Origin of the sequence: Streptomyces griseosporeus, assembly GCF_014656055.1 — a bacterium.
GTDB classification, from domain to species: Bacteria; Actinomycetota; Actinomycetes; order Streptomycetales; family Streptomycetaceae; genus Streptomyces; species Streptomyces griseosporeus.
In genome coordinates this window covers 545,560-561,355 of the sequence record NZ_BNBR01000004.1, presented here as the reverse complement: position 1 = coordinate 561,355, position 15,796 = coordinate 545,560, and the positions used below count along the sequence as shown (strand labels likewise).

13 protein-coding genes and 2 tRNA genes are annotated in these 15,796 nt (G+C 72.1%); 3 read left to right on the top strand and 12 right to left on the bottom strand.

All coding sequences use genetic code 11. The features are described 5' to 3' along the window. Nucleotides 1-140 precede the first annotated feature (140 nt). The 4 genes from IE308_RS21505 to leuS form a co-directional block, all read right to left on the bottom strand. Nucleotides 141-1,259 carry a ComEA family DNA-binding protein gene (locus IE308_RS21505; protein ID WP_190219174.1) on the bottom strand — a complete coding sequence of 373 codons (1,119 nt, stop codon included), beginning with the start codon at nt 1,257-1,259 and terminating at the stop codon, nt 141-143. A 146-nt stretch (nt 1,260-1,405) separates the two neighbouring features. After that, entirely contained in the window at nt 1,406-2,251 is an 846-nt protein-coding gene (locus IE308_RS21500; protein ID WP_110628121.1) for a DegV family protein, read from the bottom strand. 72 nt (nt 2,252-2,323) lie between these two features. Then, nucleotides 2,324-3,052 (bottom strand): hypothetical protein, encoded by a 729-nt coding sequence (locus IE308_RS21495; protein ID WP_190219173.1) that lies wholly within the window; start codon nt 3,050-3,052, stop codon nt 2,324-2,326. Nucleotides 3,053-3,203: 151 nt separating this feature from the next. Further along, complete coding sequence (gene leuS, locus IE308_RS21490; protein WP_190219172.1) at nt 3,204-6,077, bottom strand: leucine--tRNA ligase; 2,874 nt, start codon at nt 6,075-6,077, stop codon at nt 3,204-3,206. Nucleotides 6,078-6,485: 408 nt separating this feature from the next. Between leuS and IE308_RS21485 the strand changes: the two genes are divergently transcribed. Together IE308_RS21485 and IE308_RS21480 are read left to right on the top strand one after the other, a co-directional pair. Next, nucleotides 6,486-7,817: a ferric reductase-like transmembrane domain-containing protein gene (locus tag IE308_RS21485; protein WP_190219171.1), complete on the top strand. Its 1,332-nt coding sequence runs from the start codon at nt 6,486-6,488 to the stop codon at nt 7,815-7,817. Then, nucleotides 7,814-9,427: an NADH-quinone oxidoreductase subunit NuoF family protein gene (locus IE308_RS21480; protein ID WP_190219170.1), complete on the top strand. Its 1,614-nt coding sequence runs from the start codon at nt 7,814-7,816 to the stop codon at nt 9,425-9,427. Before IE308_RS21485 ends, IE308_RS21480 begins: the two co-directional genes overlap by 4 nt. A gap of 112 nt (nt 9,428-9,539) precedes the next feature. On the opposite strand, the gene IE308_RS21475 is transcribed toward IE308_RS21480, so the two are convergent. The 4 genes from IE308_RS21475 to IE308_RS21460 all read right to left on the bottom strand — a co-directional run bounded on the left by IE308_RS21475 (nt 9,540) and on the right by IE308_RS21460 (nt 11,678). Beyond that, a tRNA-Ala gene (locus IE308_RS21475) sits at nt 9,540-9,612 on the bottom strand. A 112-nt stretch (nt 9,613-9,724) separates the two neighbouring features. Next, complete coding sequence (locus IE308_RS21470) at nt 9,725-9,958, bottom strand: hypothetical protein (protein ID WP_003976229.1); 234 nt, start codon at nt 9,956-9,958, stop codon at nt 9,725-9,727. A gap of 3 nt (nt 9,959-9,961) precedes the next feature. Beyond that, nucleotides 9,962-10,135, bottom strand: coding sequence for a hypothetical protein (locus IE308_RS21465; protein ID WP_110628126.1), 174 nt, complete (start codon nt 10,133-10,135; stop codon nt 9,962-9,964). A 70-nt stretch (nt 10,136-10,205) separates the two neighbouring features. Next, on the bottom strand, nt 10,206-11,678 hold the full coding sequence (locus tag IE308_RS21460) for an MFS transporter (RefSeq protein ID WP_190219169.1): 1,473 nt from the start codon (nt 11,676-11,678) through the stop codon (nt 10,206-10,208). 109 nt (nt 11,679-11,787) lie between these two features. On the opposite strand from IE308_RS21460, the gene IE308_RS21455 reads away from it, so the two are divergent. Then, entirely contained in the window at nt 11,788-12,669 is an 882-nt protein-coding gene (locus IE308_RS21455) for a helix-turn-helix transcriptional regulator (RefSeq protein ID WP_229908983.1), read from the top strand. Between the two features lie 54 nt (nt 12,670-12,723). Here the strand turns inward: IE308_RS21455 and IE308_RS21450 are convergent. From IE308_RS21450 to IE308_RS21435, 4 genes are all read right to left on the bottom strand, one after another. Further along, nucleotides 12,724-12,796, bottom strand: a tRNA-Ala gene (locus IE308_RS21450). A 95-nt stretch (nt 12,797-12,891) separates the two neighbouring features. Beyond that, the gene (locus IE308_RS21445; protein ID WP_110628128.1) at nt 12,892-13,569 is read right to left on the bottom strand and encodes a histidine phosphatase family protein; all 678 of its coding nucleotides are present in this window, start codon (nt 13,567-13,569) and stop codon (nt 12,892-12,894) included. Continuing rightward, entirely contained in the window at nt 13,560-14,006 is a 447-nt protein-coding gene (rsfS, locus tag IE308_RS21440; protein ID WP_110628129.1) for a ribosome silencing factor, read from the bottom strand. Before rsfS ends, IE308_RS21445 begins: the two co-directional genes overlap by 10 nt. 90 nt (nt 14,007-14,096) lie before the next feature. After that, on the bottom strand, nt 14,097-15,779 hold the full coding sequence (locus IE308_RS21435; RefSeq protein WP_190219168.1) for an LCP family protein: 1,683 nt from the start codon (nt 15,777-15,779) through the stop codon (nt 14,097-14,099). Between the last annotated feature and the right edge of the window lie 17 nt (nt 15,780-15,796).

Below are 15,796 nucleotides of genomic sequence, written 5' to 3'. Positions count from 1 at the left end.
CCGCCCGGCAGGCGGCCCGGCCTGCCGCCCAGCAGGCGGCCCGGCAGGCGGCGGCGCCTGGTGCAGGTCTGAGGGCTCCTCCTCCTTTCGCGGTGCCATGGTCCCCCGCCCCGGGTCCGGCCCCTCGGGCCCGGCCCGGCTCACGGCCGCACCAGGTTGCGCAGGTCGGCGAAGCGGCGGTCGCCGATGCCGTTGACCTCGCGCAGTTCGTCCACCGAGCGGAAGCCGCCGTGCTCGGTGCGGTAGTCGACGATGTGCTGTGCCAGCACCGGTCCCACACCGGGCAGCGTGTCGAGCTGCTCCACGGTGGCCGTGTTGAGGGACACGGGCACCGAGGGCCCGGCCGCCGCGCCACCGCTCGCCGGTCCCGCCATCGCCCCGCCCGCCGGCGCGCCCGCCCCGCCGCCGACGGCCGGAACCCCGACGACCACCTGCTCGCCGTCCACCAGGAAGCGGGCCCGGTTGAGGCTCGTCACATCCGTACCGGGCTTCACCCCGCCGGCCGCCTCCAGCGCGTCCGCCACCCGGGAGCCCGCCGGCAGACGGTGGATTCCGGGGTGCCGTACCTTGCCGCTGACGTCCACGACGATCTCCGCACCGGCGGAAGCGGCGACCCCTGGGGCGCCCGCACCCCCGACCGCACCGACGGCAACCGCCCCCGCCCCGGCCTCGTCGCCGGTGCGCGAGCCACCAGCCCCGCCAGCGCCACCTGCACCGTCGGACCCCTCAGCTTCCTCCTCCCCGTAGGGCGCCGCCGCCCGCACCACATCGGGCGCCTGCACCGACTGCGTCCGTCCGCTCCAGAAGTGCTGCACCGCGAAGCCCACGGCGACGACCAGCAGCACGGTCAGCGCGACCACGCTTCGTCGCTCCAGCCCGCACCGGGTCTGCAGCCACAGCGGCATGCGCTCCCGGACGGCCAGGCCGACCCGTGCCCGCCAGGCACCCTCCGCGCGGCCGGCCGGAGCCGTCCCGGCAGCCCCGACCTGGGGCTCCGCCCCTGGCTCGCTCGACGGCCGTGGCTCGACGGGAGGCGGGCCCGCGCCCGACTCCCGCCACCTTTCGCTGCGTTGGCCCTCCTGCGGCCCCGGCGCGAAGAGCACCTCCGCGCGTCGCCGCAGCTCCTCGGCCGACGCCTGCCGCTGCCGGGCGCCGGCCCGGATGCGAGGGCGCCGGTGGCGTACGCGGCTGTCGGAGGCGGGGAACCGGCCCGGCCCGCTGGTGGCCGCTGCTGTGCGTGAACGTGATCGAAGTGCCATGCCACGAGGATCCGGCACTTCGTCAATCCGCGATGATCTTGCTCAATTCCCGGGGACAGCCGCCCAGTTGTGGATAACTTCGCCACCCGTACGGGTGAACCGGCGTCCGTGTCACCGCGGCGAGAGGACGACTCCCGGCCACCGTCTCACCGCGGCGAGACGACAACTCCCAGCAGCCCGGGCCCCGTGTGCGCCCCGATCACCGCACCGACCTCGCTCACATGCAGGTCGGCCAGCCCCGGCACCCGCGCCCGCAGCCGGTCCGCGAGGGCCGCGGCGCGTTCCGGGGCGGCGAGGTGGTGGACGGCGATGTCGACGGGGGCGCCGCCGGCCCGCTCGGCCACCAGCTCCTCCAGGCGGGCGATCGCCCGGGATGCCGTACGGACCTTCTCCAGCGGCCCGATCCGGCCGCCTTCGAGTTGCAGCAGGGGTTTCACCGCGAGTGCCGAGCCGAGCAGTGCCTGCGCCGCCCCGATCCGGCCGCCGCGGCGCAGATAGTCCAGGGTGTCGACGTAAAAGTAGGCGAAGGTGCCCGAGGCGCGCTTCTCCGCGGCGGTGACCGCCTCGTCGAGCGTGCCGCCGGTCTCCGCGGTCTCGGCGGCGGCGAGCGCGCAGAAGCCGAGGGCCATGGCGATCATCCCGGTATCGACCACCCGCACGGGCACCGGAGCCTCGCGGGCGGCGGCGACGGCGGCGTCGTAGGTTCCGGACAGCTCGGCCGACAGATGCAGGGAGACGATGCCGGTGGCGCCGGACTCGGCGACCTTGCGGTAGGTGTCCGCGAACTGCTGCGGGCTGGGCCGCGAGGTGGTGACGGGGCGTCGCTTCTGCAGCGCCTGGGCCAGCGAGCGGGTCGAGATCTCGGTGCCCTCTTCGAGTGCCCGGTCGCCGAGTACCACGGTCAGGGGCACCGCTGTGATGCCGTGGCGCTCCATCGTCCGCGGCGGCAGGTAGGCCGTTGAATCGGTGACGATCGCGACATGGCGGGACATGAGCTGGAGGTTACCTGGCGTAGCGCGTGTGCGGCAGTCCGACCCCGCTGACCCGGGCCGGCTGTGGCGCGATCATGTCGTGCTCTCGGGCCGGGGCTTCTTCTGCCAGGAATAGGTCTGCCGCGGTGTCGGCGGGGTGATGGCGGGCCGGCCCGCGGTTTCCTCGGTGTGCGGCCGGGTGGCCTCGGAGCTGGTGCGGTGTCCCGTGGCCGCGTCGGCGGGCGGTGCCTCGGGCCACGACGGAGGTGGCTGCTCGGCCGTGGTCCAGTGGCGCAGGGCGCCGGCCTCCACGTCGATCTGGGCGCTCAGGGCCTCCAGGTCGTCGTCGGCGAAGCGGCGGGCCCGGTCACGGGCCGCCCAGCGCAGCGAGTCCGCCGAGTGCGTGATGCGTTCGGTGCGCTCGCGCAGCTCGGGCAGCCGCTCGGCGAGCGCCGCGCGGTCCGGCTCGGACTCCAGGCGCTTGAGCTCGTCGTCGAGTTCGTGGCCGTGCGCACTGAGCCGCTCGAACAGGCCCAGGGACTCCTTCAGGGACTCGTCACCGGCCACGCCCGCGTGCAGCGCGTCCTGGGTGGCGCGCATGGAGGTGCGCAGCTTGAGCCGGAGCTGGGCGATCTCGCCCACGGGGCCGGGCTGGGCGAACGACTTGGCGCGCAGCGTGTGGTCCTCGACGGTGCGGCGGGCCTGGGTCAGGGTGCGGTCCACACCGCGCTTGGCGGCGCCGATCGCCTTGACCGTGGCGTACGCGCCGAGGCCCAGGAAGAGGACGAAGAGCAGGGCGAAGACGGCGACAACTGCTTCCACGGCTCTCCTCCTCCGGACCGCGGCACACGCCGCGCCGCTCTTCCACGGTAAACGCAACGGGCAGGCCCGGAGTTCCAGAAAAACCCCGAACCTGCCCGTAGGGGATCACCCGGAGGCGGACGGCGCGTGCCGTGGCCGCCCGGGCCGGCCCTTACGCCGGGACGATGTTGACCAGCTTCGGCGCCCGCACGATCACCTTGCGGATGCCGGCGCCGCCCAGGGCCGCGACGACCTTCTCGTCGGCCAGCGCCACCTTCTCCAGCTCCTCCTCGGAGATGGCCGGCGGCACCTCCAGACGCGCCTTGACCTTGCCCTTGATCTGCACGACGCAGGTCACGGTCTCGTCGACGACGTACGCCGGGTCGGCGACCGGGAAGTCCTGGTGGACGACGGAGTCGGTGTGCCCCAGCTTGCGCCACAGTTCCTCGGCGATGTGCGGGGCCAGCGGCGCGACCATCAGCACCAGCGCCTCGGCCACCGGCCGCGGCACCGGGCCGCCCGCCTTGGTCAGGTGGTTGTTCAGCTCGGTGACCTTGGCGATGGCGGTGTTGAACCGCATGCCCTCCAGGTCGCCGCGGACGCCGTCGATCGCCTTGTGCAGGGCGCGCAGCGTGTCCTCGTCGGGCTCGGCGTCGGTGACGGTGACCTCGCCGGTGGCCTCGTCGACGATGTTGCGCCACAGCCGCTGCAGCAGCCGGAACTGGCCGACCACCGCGCGCGTGTCCCAGGGGCGGGAGACGTCCAGCGGGCCCATGGCCATCTCGTACAGGCGCAGCGTGTCGGCGCCGTACTCGGCGCAGATCTCGTCCGGGGTCACCGCGTTCTTCAGGGACTTGCCCATCTTGCCCAGCAGGCGGGTGACCTTCTCGCCCTGGTACCAGTAGGCGCCGTCGCGCTCCTCGACCTCGGCGGCGGGCACGGCGATGCCGCGGCTGTCGCGGTAGACGTAGGCCTGGATCATGCCCTGGTTGAACAGCTTGTGGAACGGCTCCGCGGAGGAGACGTGCCCCAGGTCGTACAGGACCTTGGACCAGAAGCGCGCGTACAGCAGGTGCAGCACGGCGTGCTCGGCGCCGCCGACGTACAGGTCGACACCGCCGTGCGGCCGGCCCTCGCGCGGGCCCATCCAGTACTGCTCGATCTCGGGGTCGACCAGCCGCTCGCCGTTGTGCGGGTCCAGGTAACGGAACTCGTACCAGCAGGAGCCGGCCCAGTTGGGCATGGTGTTGGTCTCACGCCGGTACTTCTTCGGCCCGTCGCCCAGGTCCAGGGTGACGTTGACCCACTCCTCGTTGCGCGACAGCGGCGTCTCGGGCTGGGTGTCGGCGTCGTCCGGGTCGAAGGTGCGCGGGCTGTAGTCCTCGACCTCGGGCAGTTCCAGCGGCAGCATCGACTCGGGCAGCGCGTGGGCGATGCCGTCCTCGTCGTAGACGATGGGGAAGGGCTCGCCCCAGTAGCGCTGGCGGCTGAACAGCCAGTCGCGCAGGCGGAAGTTGACGGTGCCCTCGCCGATGCCGTGGGACTCCAGCCACTCGGTGATGCGCGCCTTGGCCTCGGTGACGCCCAGGCCGTCCAGGGAGACGCCGTCGCCGGCCGAGTTGATGATCTTGGCGTCGTAGGAGGCGAACGCGTCGTCCCAGGTGGACGGGTCGGTGCCGCGGTCGTCGTTCGGCTCGACCACGCAGCGGATCGGCAGTTCGAAGGCGCGGGCGAAGGCGAAGTCGCGGGTGTCGTGGGCGGGGACGGCCATGATCGCGCCGGTGCCGTAGCCCATCAGGACGTAGTCGGCGATGAAGACGGGGATGCGCTCGCCGTTGACCGGGTTGGTGGCGAACGCGCCGGTGAAGACACCGGTCTTGTCCTTGGCCTCGGCCTGCCGCTCGACGTCGGACTTGGCGGCGGCCTGCGCGCGGTAGGCGGCGACGGCCTCGGCGGGGGTGGCGTGGCCGCCGGTCCACACGTCGTGGGTGCCCTCCGGCCAGGCGGCCGGGGTGAACTTGTCGACCAGCGGGTGCTCGGGGGCCAGCACCATGTAGGTCGCGCCGAACAGGGTGTCGGGGCGGGTGGTGAAGACGGTGATCTTCTCGCCGTCGATCGGGAAGTCGACGCGGGCGCCCTCGGAGCGGCCGATCCAGTTGCGCTGCTGCAGCTTGATGGCCTCGGGCCAGTCCAGCTCCTCCAGGTCCTCCAGCAGCCGGTCGGCGTAGGCGGTGATGCGCATGTTCCACTGGCGCAGCTTGGCCTTGAAGACCGGGTAGTTGCCGCGCTCGGAGCGGCCGTCGGCGGTGACCTCCTCGTTGGCCAGCACGGTGCCCAGGCCGGGGCACCAGTTGACCGGCGCGTCGGAGGCGTAGGCCAGGCGGTACTCGCCCAGGACGTCGGCGCGCTCGGCGGCGCTCAGTTCGCTCCACGCGCGCGTGGTGCCCGGGACGGGGCGCTCACCGGACTCGAACCGGGCGATCAGCTCGGCGATGGGGCGGGCCTTCCCGGCCTCGTCGTCGTACCAGGAGTTGAAGATCTGCAGGAAGATCCACTGGGTCCACTTGTAGTAGTCCGGGTCGATCGTGGCGAAGGACCGGCGCTTGTCGTGGCCCAGGCCCAGCCGGCGCAGCTGGGCCTTCATGTTCTCGATGTTGGCCTCGGTGGACACGCGCGGGTGCGTGCCGGTCTGCACGGCGTACTGCTCGGCGGGCAGGCCGAAGGCGTCGAAGCCCAGGGTGTGCAGGACGTTGTGGCCGGTCATCCGCTGGAAGCGGGCGAAGACGTCGGTGGCGATGTAGCCCAGGGGGTGGCCGACATGGAGGCCCGCGCCCGAGGGGTACGGGAACATGTCCATGATGAACTTCTTGGGCTTGGCGACCAGCTCGGCGTCGCCCGCCAGGTCACCCTTGGGGTTGGGCGCGGCATAGGTGCCCTCGGCGTCCCAGAAGTCCTGCCAGCGTGCCTCGATCTCGGCGGCCATGGCGGCCGTGTAGCGGTGCGGCGCGGCCACCTCCGAAGCGGCAGCGGGGTTCGTCTCGCTCATGATCCTCAAAGCTCCATCGATCGTCTCTGCCTGCGCTTCACTCAAGAAACGAAAAATCCCCTCGCACAGGAGGGGACGCCGCGCCGATTCCGACCACATCTCACCGGTGGTCGGTACTGATCAGCGCGGCTCGCTAAGCAGAAGGCGTACGGCACGCATGGCGTCAGAGTACCGCACCGCTTGAGCAAGCCGCGAAGGACTTCCGTACGCCTAGTCGACACACGCGTCCAGACCCGCACCGCTGAACCGAGTTCAAGGATTACTCCGCGTAACACCCTCTAAGGGACAACACAACGGCCGCATAGTCCTTTGATAACAACGCAATAACTGAAACCTCGTACTGATCGGTACGGCGCGACCTAGAGTGCGGCGCGGGACCGCTTACCCGAACTGCTCGGAGTTGCCCCCATGAACCCTCGTCGTAGTACCAGCTCGCTCCCCCGGCCCGGCCGCTCGGCCTACGGGGTGGCGTCGGCTGTCGTTCTGCTGCTCATACCCGTGATCGTGCTGGTCGGAGGTGACCGCTTCCGCGACTTCCTGAACTTCGGCGCGGGCGTGCTCTCCCTGGTCTCGCTGAGCTGCTCGGTGATCTGGGGCCTGGTCGCCCAGGACCGGCTGCTGCTCAACACGCGCCAGCGGATCGTCGGCCAGGCGGTGCACCGCACGACCGCGGTCGCCTCCATCGCGTTCCTGCTGCTGCACATCACCGTCAAGCTCGCCCTGGACCACACCCAGCTGATCGCCGCGGTGATCCCGTTCTCCCTGGGCGTCACCGGCAGCGCCGGGCTGATCGGCCTCGGCTCCCTGGCCGGTCTGCTGATGATCTTCGTTGGCGTGACCGGGGCGCTGCGCAGCGCCTTCGCCTCCCCGGCGCCCGTCGCGGCCCGCTGGCGGGCGATGCACATGCTGGCCTACCCGGCCTGGTGTGCCGCGCTGATCCACGGACTCTACGCGGGTCGCGCCGCCAAGCCGATCTTCGTCTTCCTGTACGGCCTGTCCCTGCTCGGCGTCATGGCGGCCCTCGCGCTGCGGGCGGCCCCCCGGCCGGTCAAGCGCCGGGTCGCCGACCGGGTCATGGCCGTCCTCGGAACCGAGGAGAAGCCGGGCCGCGACGACCTCGACGCGAGCCGGTCCCGCACGGCGGAGACCGCCTCCGCCCTGCCCGGCTACGAGGGCCGCCGCCCGCCGCGGCCCACCGAGGCCCCCTACGCCGGGGCACCCGGGGCGCCGTTCGCGGCAGCGCCCTACGCCGAGGCCCCCGCGCCGTCGTACGACACCCCGGCCCCCGAGCAGTCCGCCGCCCCCGGTTTCGCCGCCGCATACCGCGCGGTGTCCTCACGCGCGCGTGGCGGTCAGCAGTTCACCGCCGACGCCACCACGCGCATGGACGTGCCGCTGGACCTTCAGCCCACGGAGGCGATCCCGCGCGTCGACAGCGGCGCCGGCGCCTCCGGCAGCTGGCCGATCCCGTCCCCGCCGCCGGTCGGCGAGGCTCCCCCGTCGGCGTACGACCCGCTGACCGACACGGGATACACCATCCCGGCCTACGGCAATCCGGGCGCCGACGGCTACGGCGGACGTGACCTGTACGACACCGGTGAGACGAATCCCGGCTACGGCACGTACAACCAGAACGACACGTACAACAGCGGTCCCGCAACCGAACCATTCCCCGGCACGTCCTTCGACGCCCCGGGTTCGGGCGAACCTTGGAACATGCCTTCCGGAGGCTATAGGTGAACGAGGCCCTGCCCGACGTCCCCGAAGTCCGCGTGGTCGGCCTTCCCCAGCTCACGTCGGGCTTCGACCTTGTCGAACGGCTCGATCTGCCCATGCACCTGAAGGTGCACGGGCCGCTCGAACCGATGGGCGGCGAGCAGCTCGCGCAGCTCGCCGAGCGCATCAATCTCAGGGGCCGCGGCGGCGCGGGCTTCCCCTTCCACAAGAAGCTGCGGTCGGTCGCCGAGTCGGCGATCCGCCGCGGCGTACGGCCGGTCGTCGTCGTCAACGGCAGCGAGGACGAACCGGCCTGCCGCAAGGACACGGTCCTCATCAACCGTGCCCCGCACCTCATCCTGGACGGCGCCCTGCTGTGCGCCGAGGCGCTCGGGGCCCGCACGCTCGTGGTGGGGGTCACCCGGGAGTCCACGCAGCGCTCCATGGAGGCCGCGCTCGCCGAACGCGGCCTGAGCAACGGACGCAGATCGGCGCTCCGCGCGCGCGTGCAGCGCAATCCGGTGCGCATGGTCACCGGTGCCGCCGCCTCCCTCATCCGCTCGATCGACGGCGGCCCGGCCATCCCGCCCGGCCGCAAGATCAGCGCCTCCGTCACCGGCGTCGGCGGCGCGCCCACGCTGCTGTCGAACGCCGAGACGTTCGCCCAGCTGGCGATCGCCGCCCGCATCGGCCCGGAGCGCTACGGCAACACCGGCCTGTACGACGAACCCGGCACCGTCATGCTCACGGTCTCCGGCGCGGTGGCCCGCCCGATGGTGATCGAGGTCCCCACGGGCGTGCCGCTGCGCTACGTGCTCCAGCTGGCCGGCGCCCCGCCGGTGCCGCAGGGCGTGCTGACCGGCGGCTACCACGGCAAGTGGATCGACGCGGCGACGGTGAACGAGGCGATCGTCTCCCGCAACTCGCTGGACGCGGTGGGCGGTTCGCTGGGCGCCGGCGCGATCCTGCCGATCAGTCAGGAGACCTGCCCGCTGGGCGAGTCGCTGCGGGTGGCGCAGTGGCTGGCGGAGGAGAGCGCGGGCCAGTGCGGCCCCTGCTACCTCGGTCTGCCGGCCGCCGCGCGCGGCATGGAGGACATCCTCAACGGCGGCGGTCCGGCCGCGCTGGAGGCGCTCAAGCAGGTCGCCAGGAACGTCAAGCGGCGCGGCGCGTGCTCGCACCCGGACGGCTCCGCGATGTTCCTGGAGTCGACCATCAAGGCGTTCACCGACGACCTGGCCGCCCACGTCCTCGGAAACGGCTGCGGACGGCCCGTGGAGGGCGTTCTGCCGCTCTTCGAGGGGGGAAGGGCCCCTACGGGCATTCCGGGCGGCGGAGCGGCCGAGGAGACCGGCCCCAGCCGTCAGAAGATCTACGTCGACTGGACGCTGTGCCGGGGCCACGGCCTGTGCGCGGACATCCTTCCCGAGGTCTTCCAGCTCGGCGCGGACGGCTTCCCGACCGTCGCGCAGGCGCAGGTGCCCCAGTACGCGGAGGCGAAGGCGCTGCGCGCGGTGCGCCGCTGCCCCGCGCTCGCGCTGCGCATCGAGGAGGACACGCGCGCGCAGGGCGAGACACGCAACAACCTGCCGGTGCTCTCCCAGGGCCGCGGCCGGCGCGCACTGGGCCGCTGAGCGGGAACGCCGGACGGCCCGCCCCGAGCGCGGGGCGGGCCGTCCGGCCGTACACGATCCCTGAACGCCGAAGGCGGGCCATCCTGTCCGGATGACCCGCCCTCGACTTCTGTGGAGCTAAGGAGAATTGAACTCCTGACCTCCTGCATGCCATGCAGGCGCTCTACCAACTGAGCTATAGCCCCTTGTTGTGCCCCACCGGGTTTCCCCGGCGGTTTCGCCCGGTTCCCCCGGCGACGACGACAACATTACACGGTCCCGGGGGGTGAACACCAAATCGGTTCTCGGTGGCGGGCGTCACGCCGTCACGAACGAGTAGAACCGCTTGAGCGTGCAGTGCTCCTCCAGGAGCCGGCCGTAGATCGGCTCCCCCTCCAGCTCCCGGTACGTCTCGATCGGGTCGCCCTTTATGATCAGCGCCCGCGCGCATTCCTCGCACCAGTACTGGTAGTCGGGGTTGACCGGCTCCATGTCCCGCACGATCGGGGTGCCGCTGCCGCACCAGTCGCACTTCCGCCTGTGTGCACCCATCGCTCAGCTCCAGCTGTGGCCGCAGGCCGTGCACACGTAGGAGATACCGCCGTTGTCACCGAGGACCTGGGCGACATGCGCGGATCCGCAGGAAGGGCAGCTGAGCCGGGTCACCGTGTCCCGTGTCCAGCGTGCGTCGAAGAGGTCACCGACCTCTTCGAGGATGCTCGCAGGCATCACTGCTCCCTCCCGTCGGGTCGCGGCCCCCTTCCGGCCGTTTGATTCTGCCACGGCCGGACCAATACGGTCAGCGACGCCTCAGTACCAGTCCGGACACAGCGCCCACGGCGGCCGCCGCGGCGAGCGCGAGCGTGCACGTGAGAAGTGCTTCCGCAGAGGTATACGCCTGCGGGGACCCGAGTGACTCAAGCCGGTTCAGGAAGAGTGTGCCGAAGGCGGCGACGCCGATCAGCTGGCCGAGCTGGGTGACCGTGGCGAGCAGTCCGCTGGCGTCGGCCGCGTCCTCGGGCCGCACCGTGGCGAGCGCCCGGGTGAGCGTCGGACCGAAGCCGAGCGCGAGCCCGACGCCCACCCCGGCGAACGCCAGGTACAGCCCGGCGCCGCCCTCGCCGCCGCCGTGGAAGGACAGCCCGACGCCCGTGACGCCGAGCGCGGCCACCACGAACCCGGCCGGGATCAGCGCCCGCTGCCAGGAGGCGGGCCAGCGGCGCCAGGTCAGGCCGACCACGCCGAAGACGACCGCGGTCGGCGCGAAGGTGAGGCCGGCGCGCAGCGCGCTGTAGCCGAGGCCGCCCTGGACGTGCAGGGTGAGCGCGAAGAGGAACCCGCCGTTGACGGCCATGGCCGCCAGGATCCGCAGCACGGACAGCCCCATGCCGGGGTGGCGCAGCACGCGGGGCGCGATCAGCGGGGCGCCGCCACGGCGGGCCAGCCGGGACTCGTAGCCGCAGAACAGCCCGAAGACGACGGCGGACGAGGCCAGCGACAGCCAGGACCACAGCGGCCAGTCCTCCTCCTGCCCCAGCACCAGCGGCACGGTCAGCAGCGACACGGCGCCGCCGAGCAGGAGCAGGCCGGGCACGTCGAGCCCGCGCGACCGCTCGCGCTCCGCCGCGCCGCCGAGCGGCAGGACCCGCGGCCCGAGCAGCAGCAGTACGACGCCCACCGGCACGTTGACCAGGAAAACCGGCCGCCAGCCGGTGCCGAACAGGTCGGCGTCGACCAGGATCCCGCCGAGCACCTGCCCGGCCGCGGCGCCCACGGCGAGGACCGCCGAGTACACGCCGAGCGCCCGCGCACGCCCCTCGCCGGTGAAGGTGCGCTGGATGAGGCTGAGCACCTGCGGGATCATCAGCGCCGATCCGGCGCCCTGCACCAGCCGGAAGACGATGAGTTCGTCCGCGCCCTGCGCCAGGCCGCAGGCGAGCGAGGCGGCCGTGAACAGGGCGAGCCCGGCGAGGTGGACCCGGGCGTGGCCGAGCCGGTCGCCCAGCCGGGCTCCGGTGATCATCAGGACCGAGTAGGTGATCGTGTACCCGGCGATCACCAGCTGGAGGTCGGCGCCGGAGGCGTGCAGGTCGGAACCGATCGTGGGGGCCGCCACGTTCACGATGAAGACGTCGAGCAGCGCCATGAACTGGGCCGCCAGGACCAGCGCGAGCAGGCGTCGGCCGCGATTGTCAGTGCTGGGGTCTTTACTGGATGCAGGTCCGGGAGCGGGTGCCGCAAGGCCCGGCTCCGCCTGAGGAGTTGCCGTCATGCCGTCGAGCCTGGCGGCACCGCGATACAGGTGCCGAGTGCCCGCTGATGCTGGTACTGACAGCACCTGGCACGGGACAAGTCGGGCATCGACGATGGGGGACGTGACGATGGGGACGACTACACGGGGGACGGCCCAGCGGCGCCGACCGGAGCTGGCCGCCTTTCTGCGCAGCAGGCGCGCCCGGGTGACACCGGCCGACGTCGGGATGCCGCCCGGACTGCGACGCCGGACACCGGGCCTGCGCCGGGAGGAGGTCGCGCAGCTCTCGGGGGTCGGCGTGACCTGGTACACGTGGCTGGAGCAGGGCCGCCCGATCAACGCCTCGCCGCAGGTGCTGGACGCGGTCGCGCGCACCCTGCGCCTGGACGCGCCGGAGCGGGAGCATCTCTACCACCTGGCCGAGGTGCCCTACTCCCCGGCGCCGGAGGCTCTCGCGCAGAGCGTGGGCCCGGAGATCCAGGGCGTCATCGACGCCCTCGACCCGCGCCCGGCGGTGGTCTACAACTCGCGGTACGACGTCCTGGCCGCCAACTGCGCCTACCGGGAGCTGTTCTACCCGGACCGGCCATCGGCCGGCCTGCCGCGCAACGCGATGTGGACGCTGTTCACCGTGGACGAGCGGGACTGCCCGCTGGTCTTCCGGGACCAGGAGCTGCCGGTGATGGTGGCTACCCTGCGCGCGGCGTACGGCCTGCATGCCGGTGAGCCGGCCTGGGAGGACTTCATACGCCGGCTGTCGGCGGCCAGCCCGCTGTTCGCGCGGCTGTGGGCGAGCGGCGATGTGGCGCAGCCGGGGCGCCGAGTGAAGGTCTTCCGGCATGTCGACGTCGGGGAGCTGCGGATGACGTCGCTGTCGCTGTCGGTCAACGGCATGCCGGAGTGCCGGATCGTGGTCTACACCCCGGACGACGAGGAGACGGCCCGGCGGACGGCGCTGCTGCGGGAGCGGAGGGAGAGCGTCTGGGCAACGAAAAATCCCGCCCCCTGAGGGGACGGGATCATCGACTACCGATCTTTGACAACTCAACAGAGTGTCGATCAGTGGAGCTAAGGAGAATTGAACTCCTGACCTCCTGCATGCCATGCAGGCGCTCTACCAACTGAGCTATAGCCCCTTACGTTCTTCCCGCTCGGCGGGGCGAACAAGAAGAACTTTAGCCTGCGACCTGCCGGAAAGTGAAATCCGGGGTCCGGGCCGCCCGCGGGACGGTCAGTCGTCGTCGCCGAGCACCGGTTCCGGCAGGGTGCCGGCGTTGTGCTCCAGCAGGCGCCAGCCACGGGCGCCCTCGCCGAGGACGGACCAGCAGCAGTTGGAGAGGCCGCCGAGGCTCTCCCAGTGCCGGCCCTCCAGGCCGAGGAGACGGCCGATGGTCGTGCGGATGGTGCCGCCGTGGCTGACGACGACGAGGGTGCCGTCGTCGGGCAGCTTCTCGGCGTGCCGCAGCACGACGGGGGCGGCGCGGTCGGCGACCTCGCTCTCCAGTTCGCCGCCGCCGCGGCGCACCGGCTCGCCCCGCTTCCAGGCGGCGTACTCCTCGCCGTAGCGCTCGACGATCTCCTCGTGGGTGAGGCCCTGCCACACGCCCGCGTACGTCTCGCGCAGCGCCTCGTCGTGGGCGACGTCCAGCCCGGTGAGGGAGGCCAGCTCGGCGGCGGTGCGCGCGGCCCGCTGCAGGTCGGAGGAGACGATCGCGTCGGGCCCCAGCGAGGCGAGCAGCCGGGCGGCGCGCCGGGCCTGGGCGAGGCCCGTCTCGGTGAGCTCGACGTCGGTCGTGCCCTGGAAGCGGCGCTCCACGTTCCAGGAGGTCTGGCCGTGGCGCCACAGGATGATCCGGCGGCCCCGGCCCGCCTTGCCGGTGCTCACCTCACCGGTGGCGCTCACCGCCACTCACCGCCCAGGTCCGCCGCCTCCTCGGCGGCCTGCAGCTTGGCGTGCTCCTCGGCCTTGCCGCGGGTGGCCTTGGCGTCCTCGGGCAGGTCCAGCTCGGGGCAGTCCTTCCACAGCCGCTCCAGGGCGTAGAAGACGCGCTCCTCGCTGTGCTGGACGTGGACGACGATGTCGACGTAGTCGAGCAGCACCCAGCGGGCCTCGCGGTCGCCTTCGCGGCGCACCGGCTTGGCGCCGCGCTCCTTCAGCAGGCGCTCCTCGATCTCGTCGACGATGGCCTTGACCTGGCGGTCGTTGGGTGCGGAGGCCAGCAGGAAGGCGTCCGTGATCGACAGCACGTCGCTGACGTCGTAGGCGATGATGTCGTGCGCGAGCTTGTCGGCGGCCGCCTGGGCGGCGGTGTTGATCAGCTCGAGGGAACGGTCGGTTGCGGTCACTGCAAGGCTTTCCGTCGGCGGTCGTTTGTCCTCCAGGGTCTCACGGACCGCCGTGCACCCCCCACGCGATAAACGGATCACGCGGCCCGGCTAGGACGAGGACGGCTTGTAGTCCTGGCCGAGGACCACGGTGACGTCGGCGTTCCCGGAGACCTTGCCCTTCTTGACGGCGCCGGCGGGCAGGCCCAGGGTCTTGGCGACCTCGGTGGCGTTCTCCTGGTCGGCGGGGTCCGTGTAGACGACCTCGGAGCTGCCTCGGGCGGTGCCGGTGCCTGCCTCCAGGAAGGTGAAGCCGCCGTTGAGGAGGACGACGCGGGCCTTCTCGGTGTTGTCGCGCACACCGCTGGCGTTCTGCACGGAGACGCGTACGGCGCTGCTCTGGTCGGGGCTCTTGGCGGTGCCGCCGAGGACGTCCTTGACGACACTGTCACTGGCCTGCGCGGTCAGGGTGCCGTCGTTCTGCACGGGCAGCAGGGCGGTCTTGTAGTCGCCGCCCTTGGCGAGGTCGGCGAGCTTGGCGAGGAAGGCGCCGAGGTCCTTGTCGGACAGGGACGGGTCGAGGATCTGCCCGAGCGTCTGCACGGTGACCGTCGCGCCCTGCGGGTCGGAGGACAGCTTGCGCAGCACGCCCTGCATGACCTGGCCGAACCGCTCCAGCTGGGCGTTCTGCGACTCGCCGGAGGCGCGGTAGGTGGCGTAGGCGACGGCCATCTTGCCGCTGAGGGTCTGGTCGGCGCCCTTGTGGACGAGGGGGGCGGCGCCCTTCTTCTTGGCGTCGGGGTCGGGCACGTCGGCGTCGGTGTCGATCTCGATGTTGCCGACGAGGTCGACGAGGTTCTGCAGGAACGGGGTGTCCAGCCGCCAGGTGCCCTGGATGTCGGTGCCGAGGACGGAGTTCAGCGCGTCCCGGGTGCCGCCGGAGCCGTCGTCCTCGACGGACTTGGCGAGGGTCGTGGTGGTGCCGTCGTCGGAGGTGAGGGCGAGGGCGTTGGGCAGCAGGACGGTGGTGCCCTGCTTGGTGGTGGTGTTGTCGACGAGCAGCGCGGTGGAGGTGCCGCCCTGCTTGGTGTCGTGCAGGTGGACGACGACCACGTCGCGTTTCTGGGCGCCGACGGCGGCCTTGCCGCCGGAGTCGGTGCCGGAGTCGGACAGGCCCGGCAGCTTCCCGGCGTACCAGAGGTAGCCGACCCCGCCGACGGCGACCAGGGCCAGGACGACGAGCAGGGCGATGATCCGGCTGCGGGCGCGGCGGCGGGCCTCCTCGCGGCGCTCGGTGCGGTTCTCGGTGAACTTCAGCCAGTCGATGACGTCCTCGGAGTCCTGGTCGGGCTCCTCGACGAAGGCGAACTGCTCGGTGTGGTACTCCGGTTCGTCCGCCCCGGCGGGCGCCGCGGACGTGTCCTCCCCGGCCGGGCCGGCCTGCTGCGGGATGTAGGCCGTCTGCTCGGCGACCCGGGGCTGCTGCCCGCTGGTCGCGGCCTGCCCGTAGGGGTCGTACCCGGTCTGCTGGGGGGCGGCGCCGTAGGGGTCGTAGCCGGCGGGCTGCTGGTGGCCGGTGGCGTAGGGGTCGTAGGGGGGCACCGGCTGCTGCCGGCCGGTCGCGTACGGGTCGTAGCCGTAGCCCTGCTGTGCGTAAGGGTCGTACGGCTGCTGCTGCGGCGCCTGCTGGGCCGGGATCTGCCGGTAGACCGGCTGCCCGTACTCGTCGTAGCCGACGAGCTCGTACTGGTCGGCCCCGTACCCCGCGGCCCCCGCGTCGTATCGGTCGTTCACCGGTAGCCCCTCTCGGC

Excerpts from the sequence above, each read along its gene's own strand:
- IE308_RS21505 (WP_190219174.1), bottom strand. The coding sequence starts at position 1,259 with ATGGCACTTCGATCACGTTCACGCACAGCAGCGGCCACCAGCGGGCCG.
- IE308_RS21460 (WP_190219169.1), bottom strand. The coding sequence starts at position 11,678 with ATGACGGCAACTCCTCAGGCGGAGCCGGGCCTTGCGGCACCCGCTCCC.
- IE308_RS21465 (WP_110628126.1), bottom strand. The coding sequence starts at position 10,135 with ATGCCTGCGAGCATCCTCGAAGAGGTCGGTGACCTCTTCGACGCACGC.
- IE308_RS21485 (WP_190219171.1), top strand. The coding sequence starts at position 6,486 with ATGAACCCTCGTCGTAGTACCAGCTCGCTCCCCCGGCCCGGCCGCTCG.
- leuS (WP_190219172.1), bottom strand. The coding sequence starts at position 6,077 with ATGAGCGAGACGAACCCCGCTGCCGCTTCGGAGGTGGCCGCGCCGCAC.
- IE308_RS21470 (WP_003976229.1), bottom strand. The coding sequence starts at position 9,958 with ATGGGTGCACACAGGCGGAAGTGCGACTGGTGCGGCAGCGGCACCCCG.
- IE308_RS21455 (WP_229908983.1), top strand. The coding sequence starts at position 11,788 with ATGGGGACGACTACACGGGGGACGGCCCAGCGGCGCCGACCGGAGCTG.
- IE308_RS21500 (WP_110628121.1), bottom strand. The coding sequence starts at position 2,251 with ATGTCCCGCCATGTCGCGATCGTCACCGATTCAACGGCCTACCTGCCG.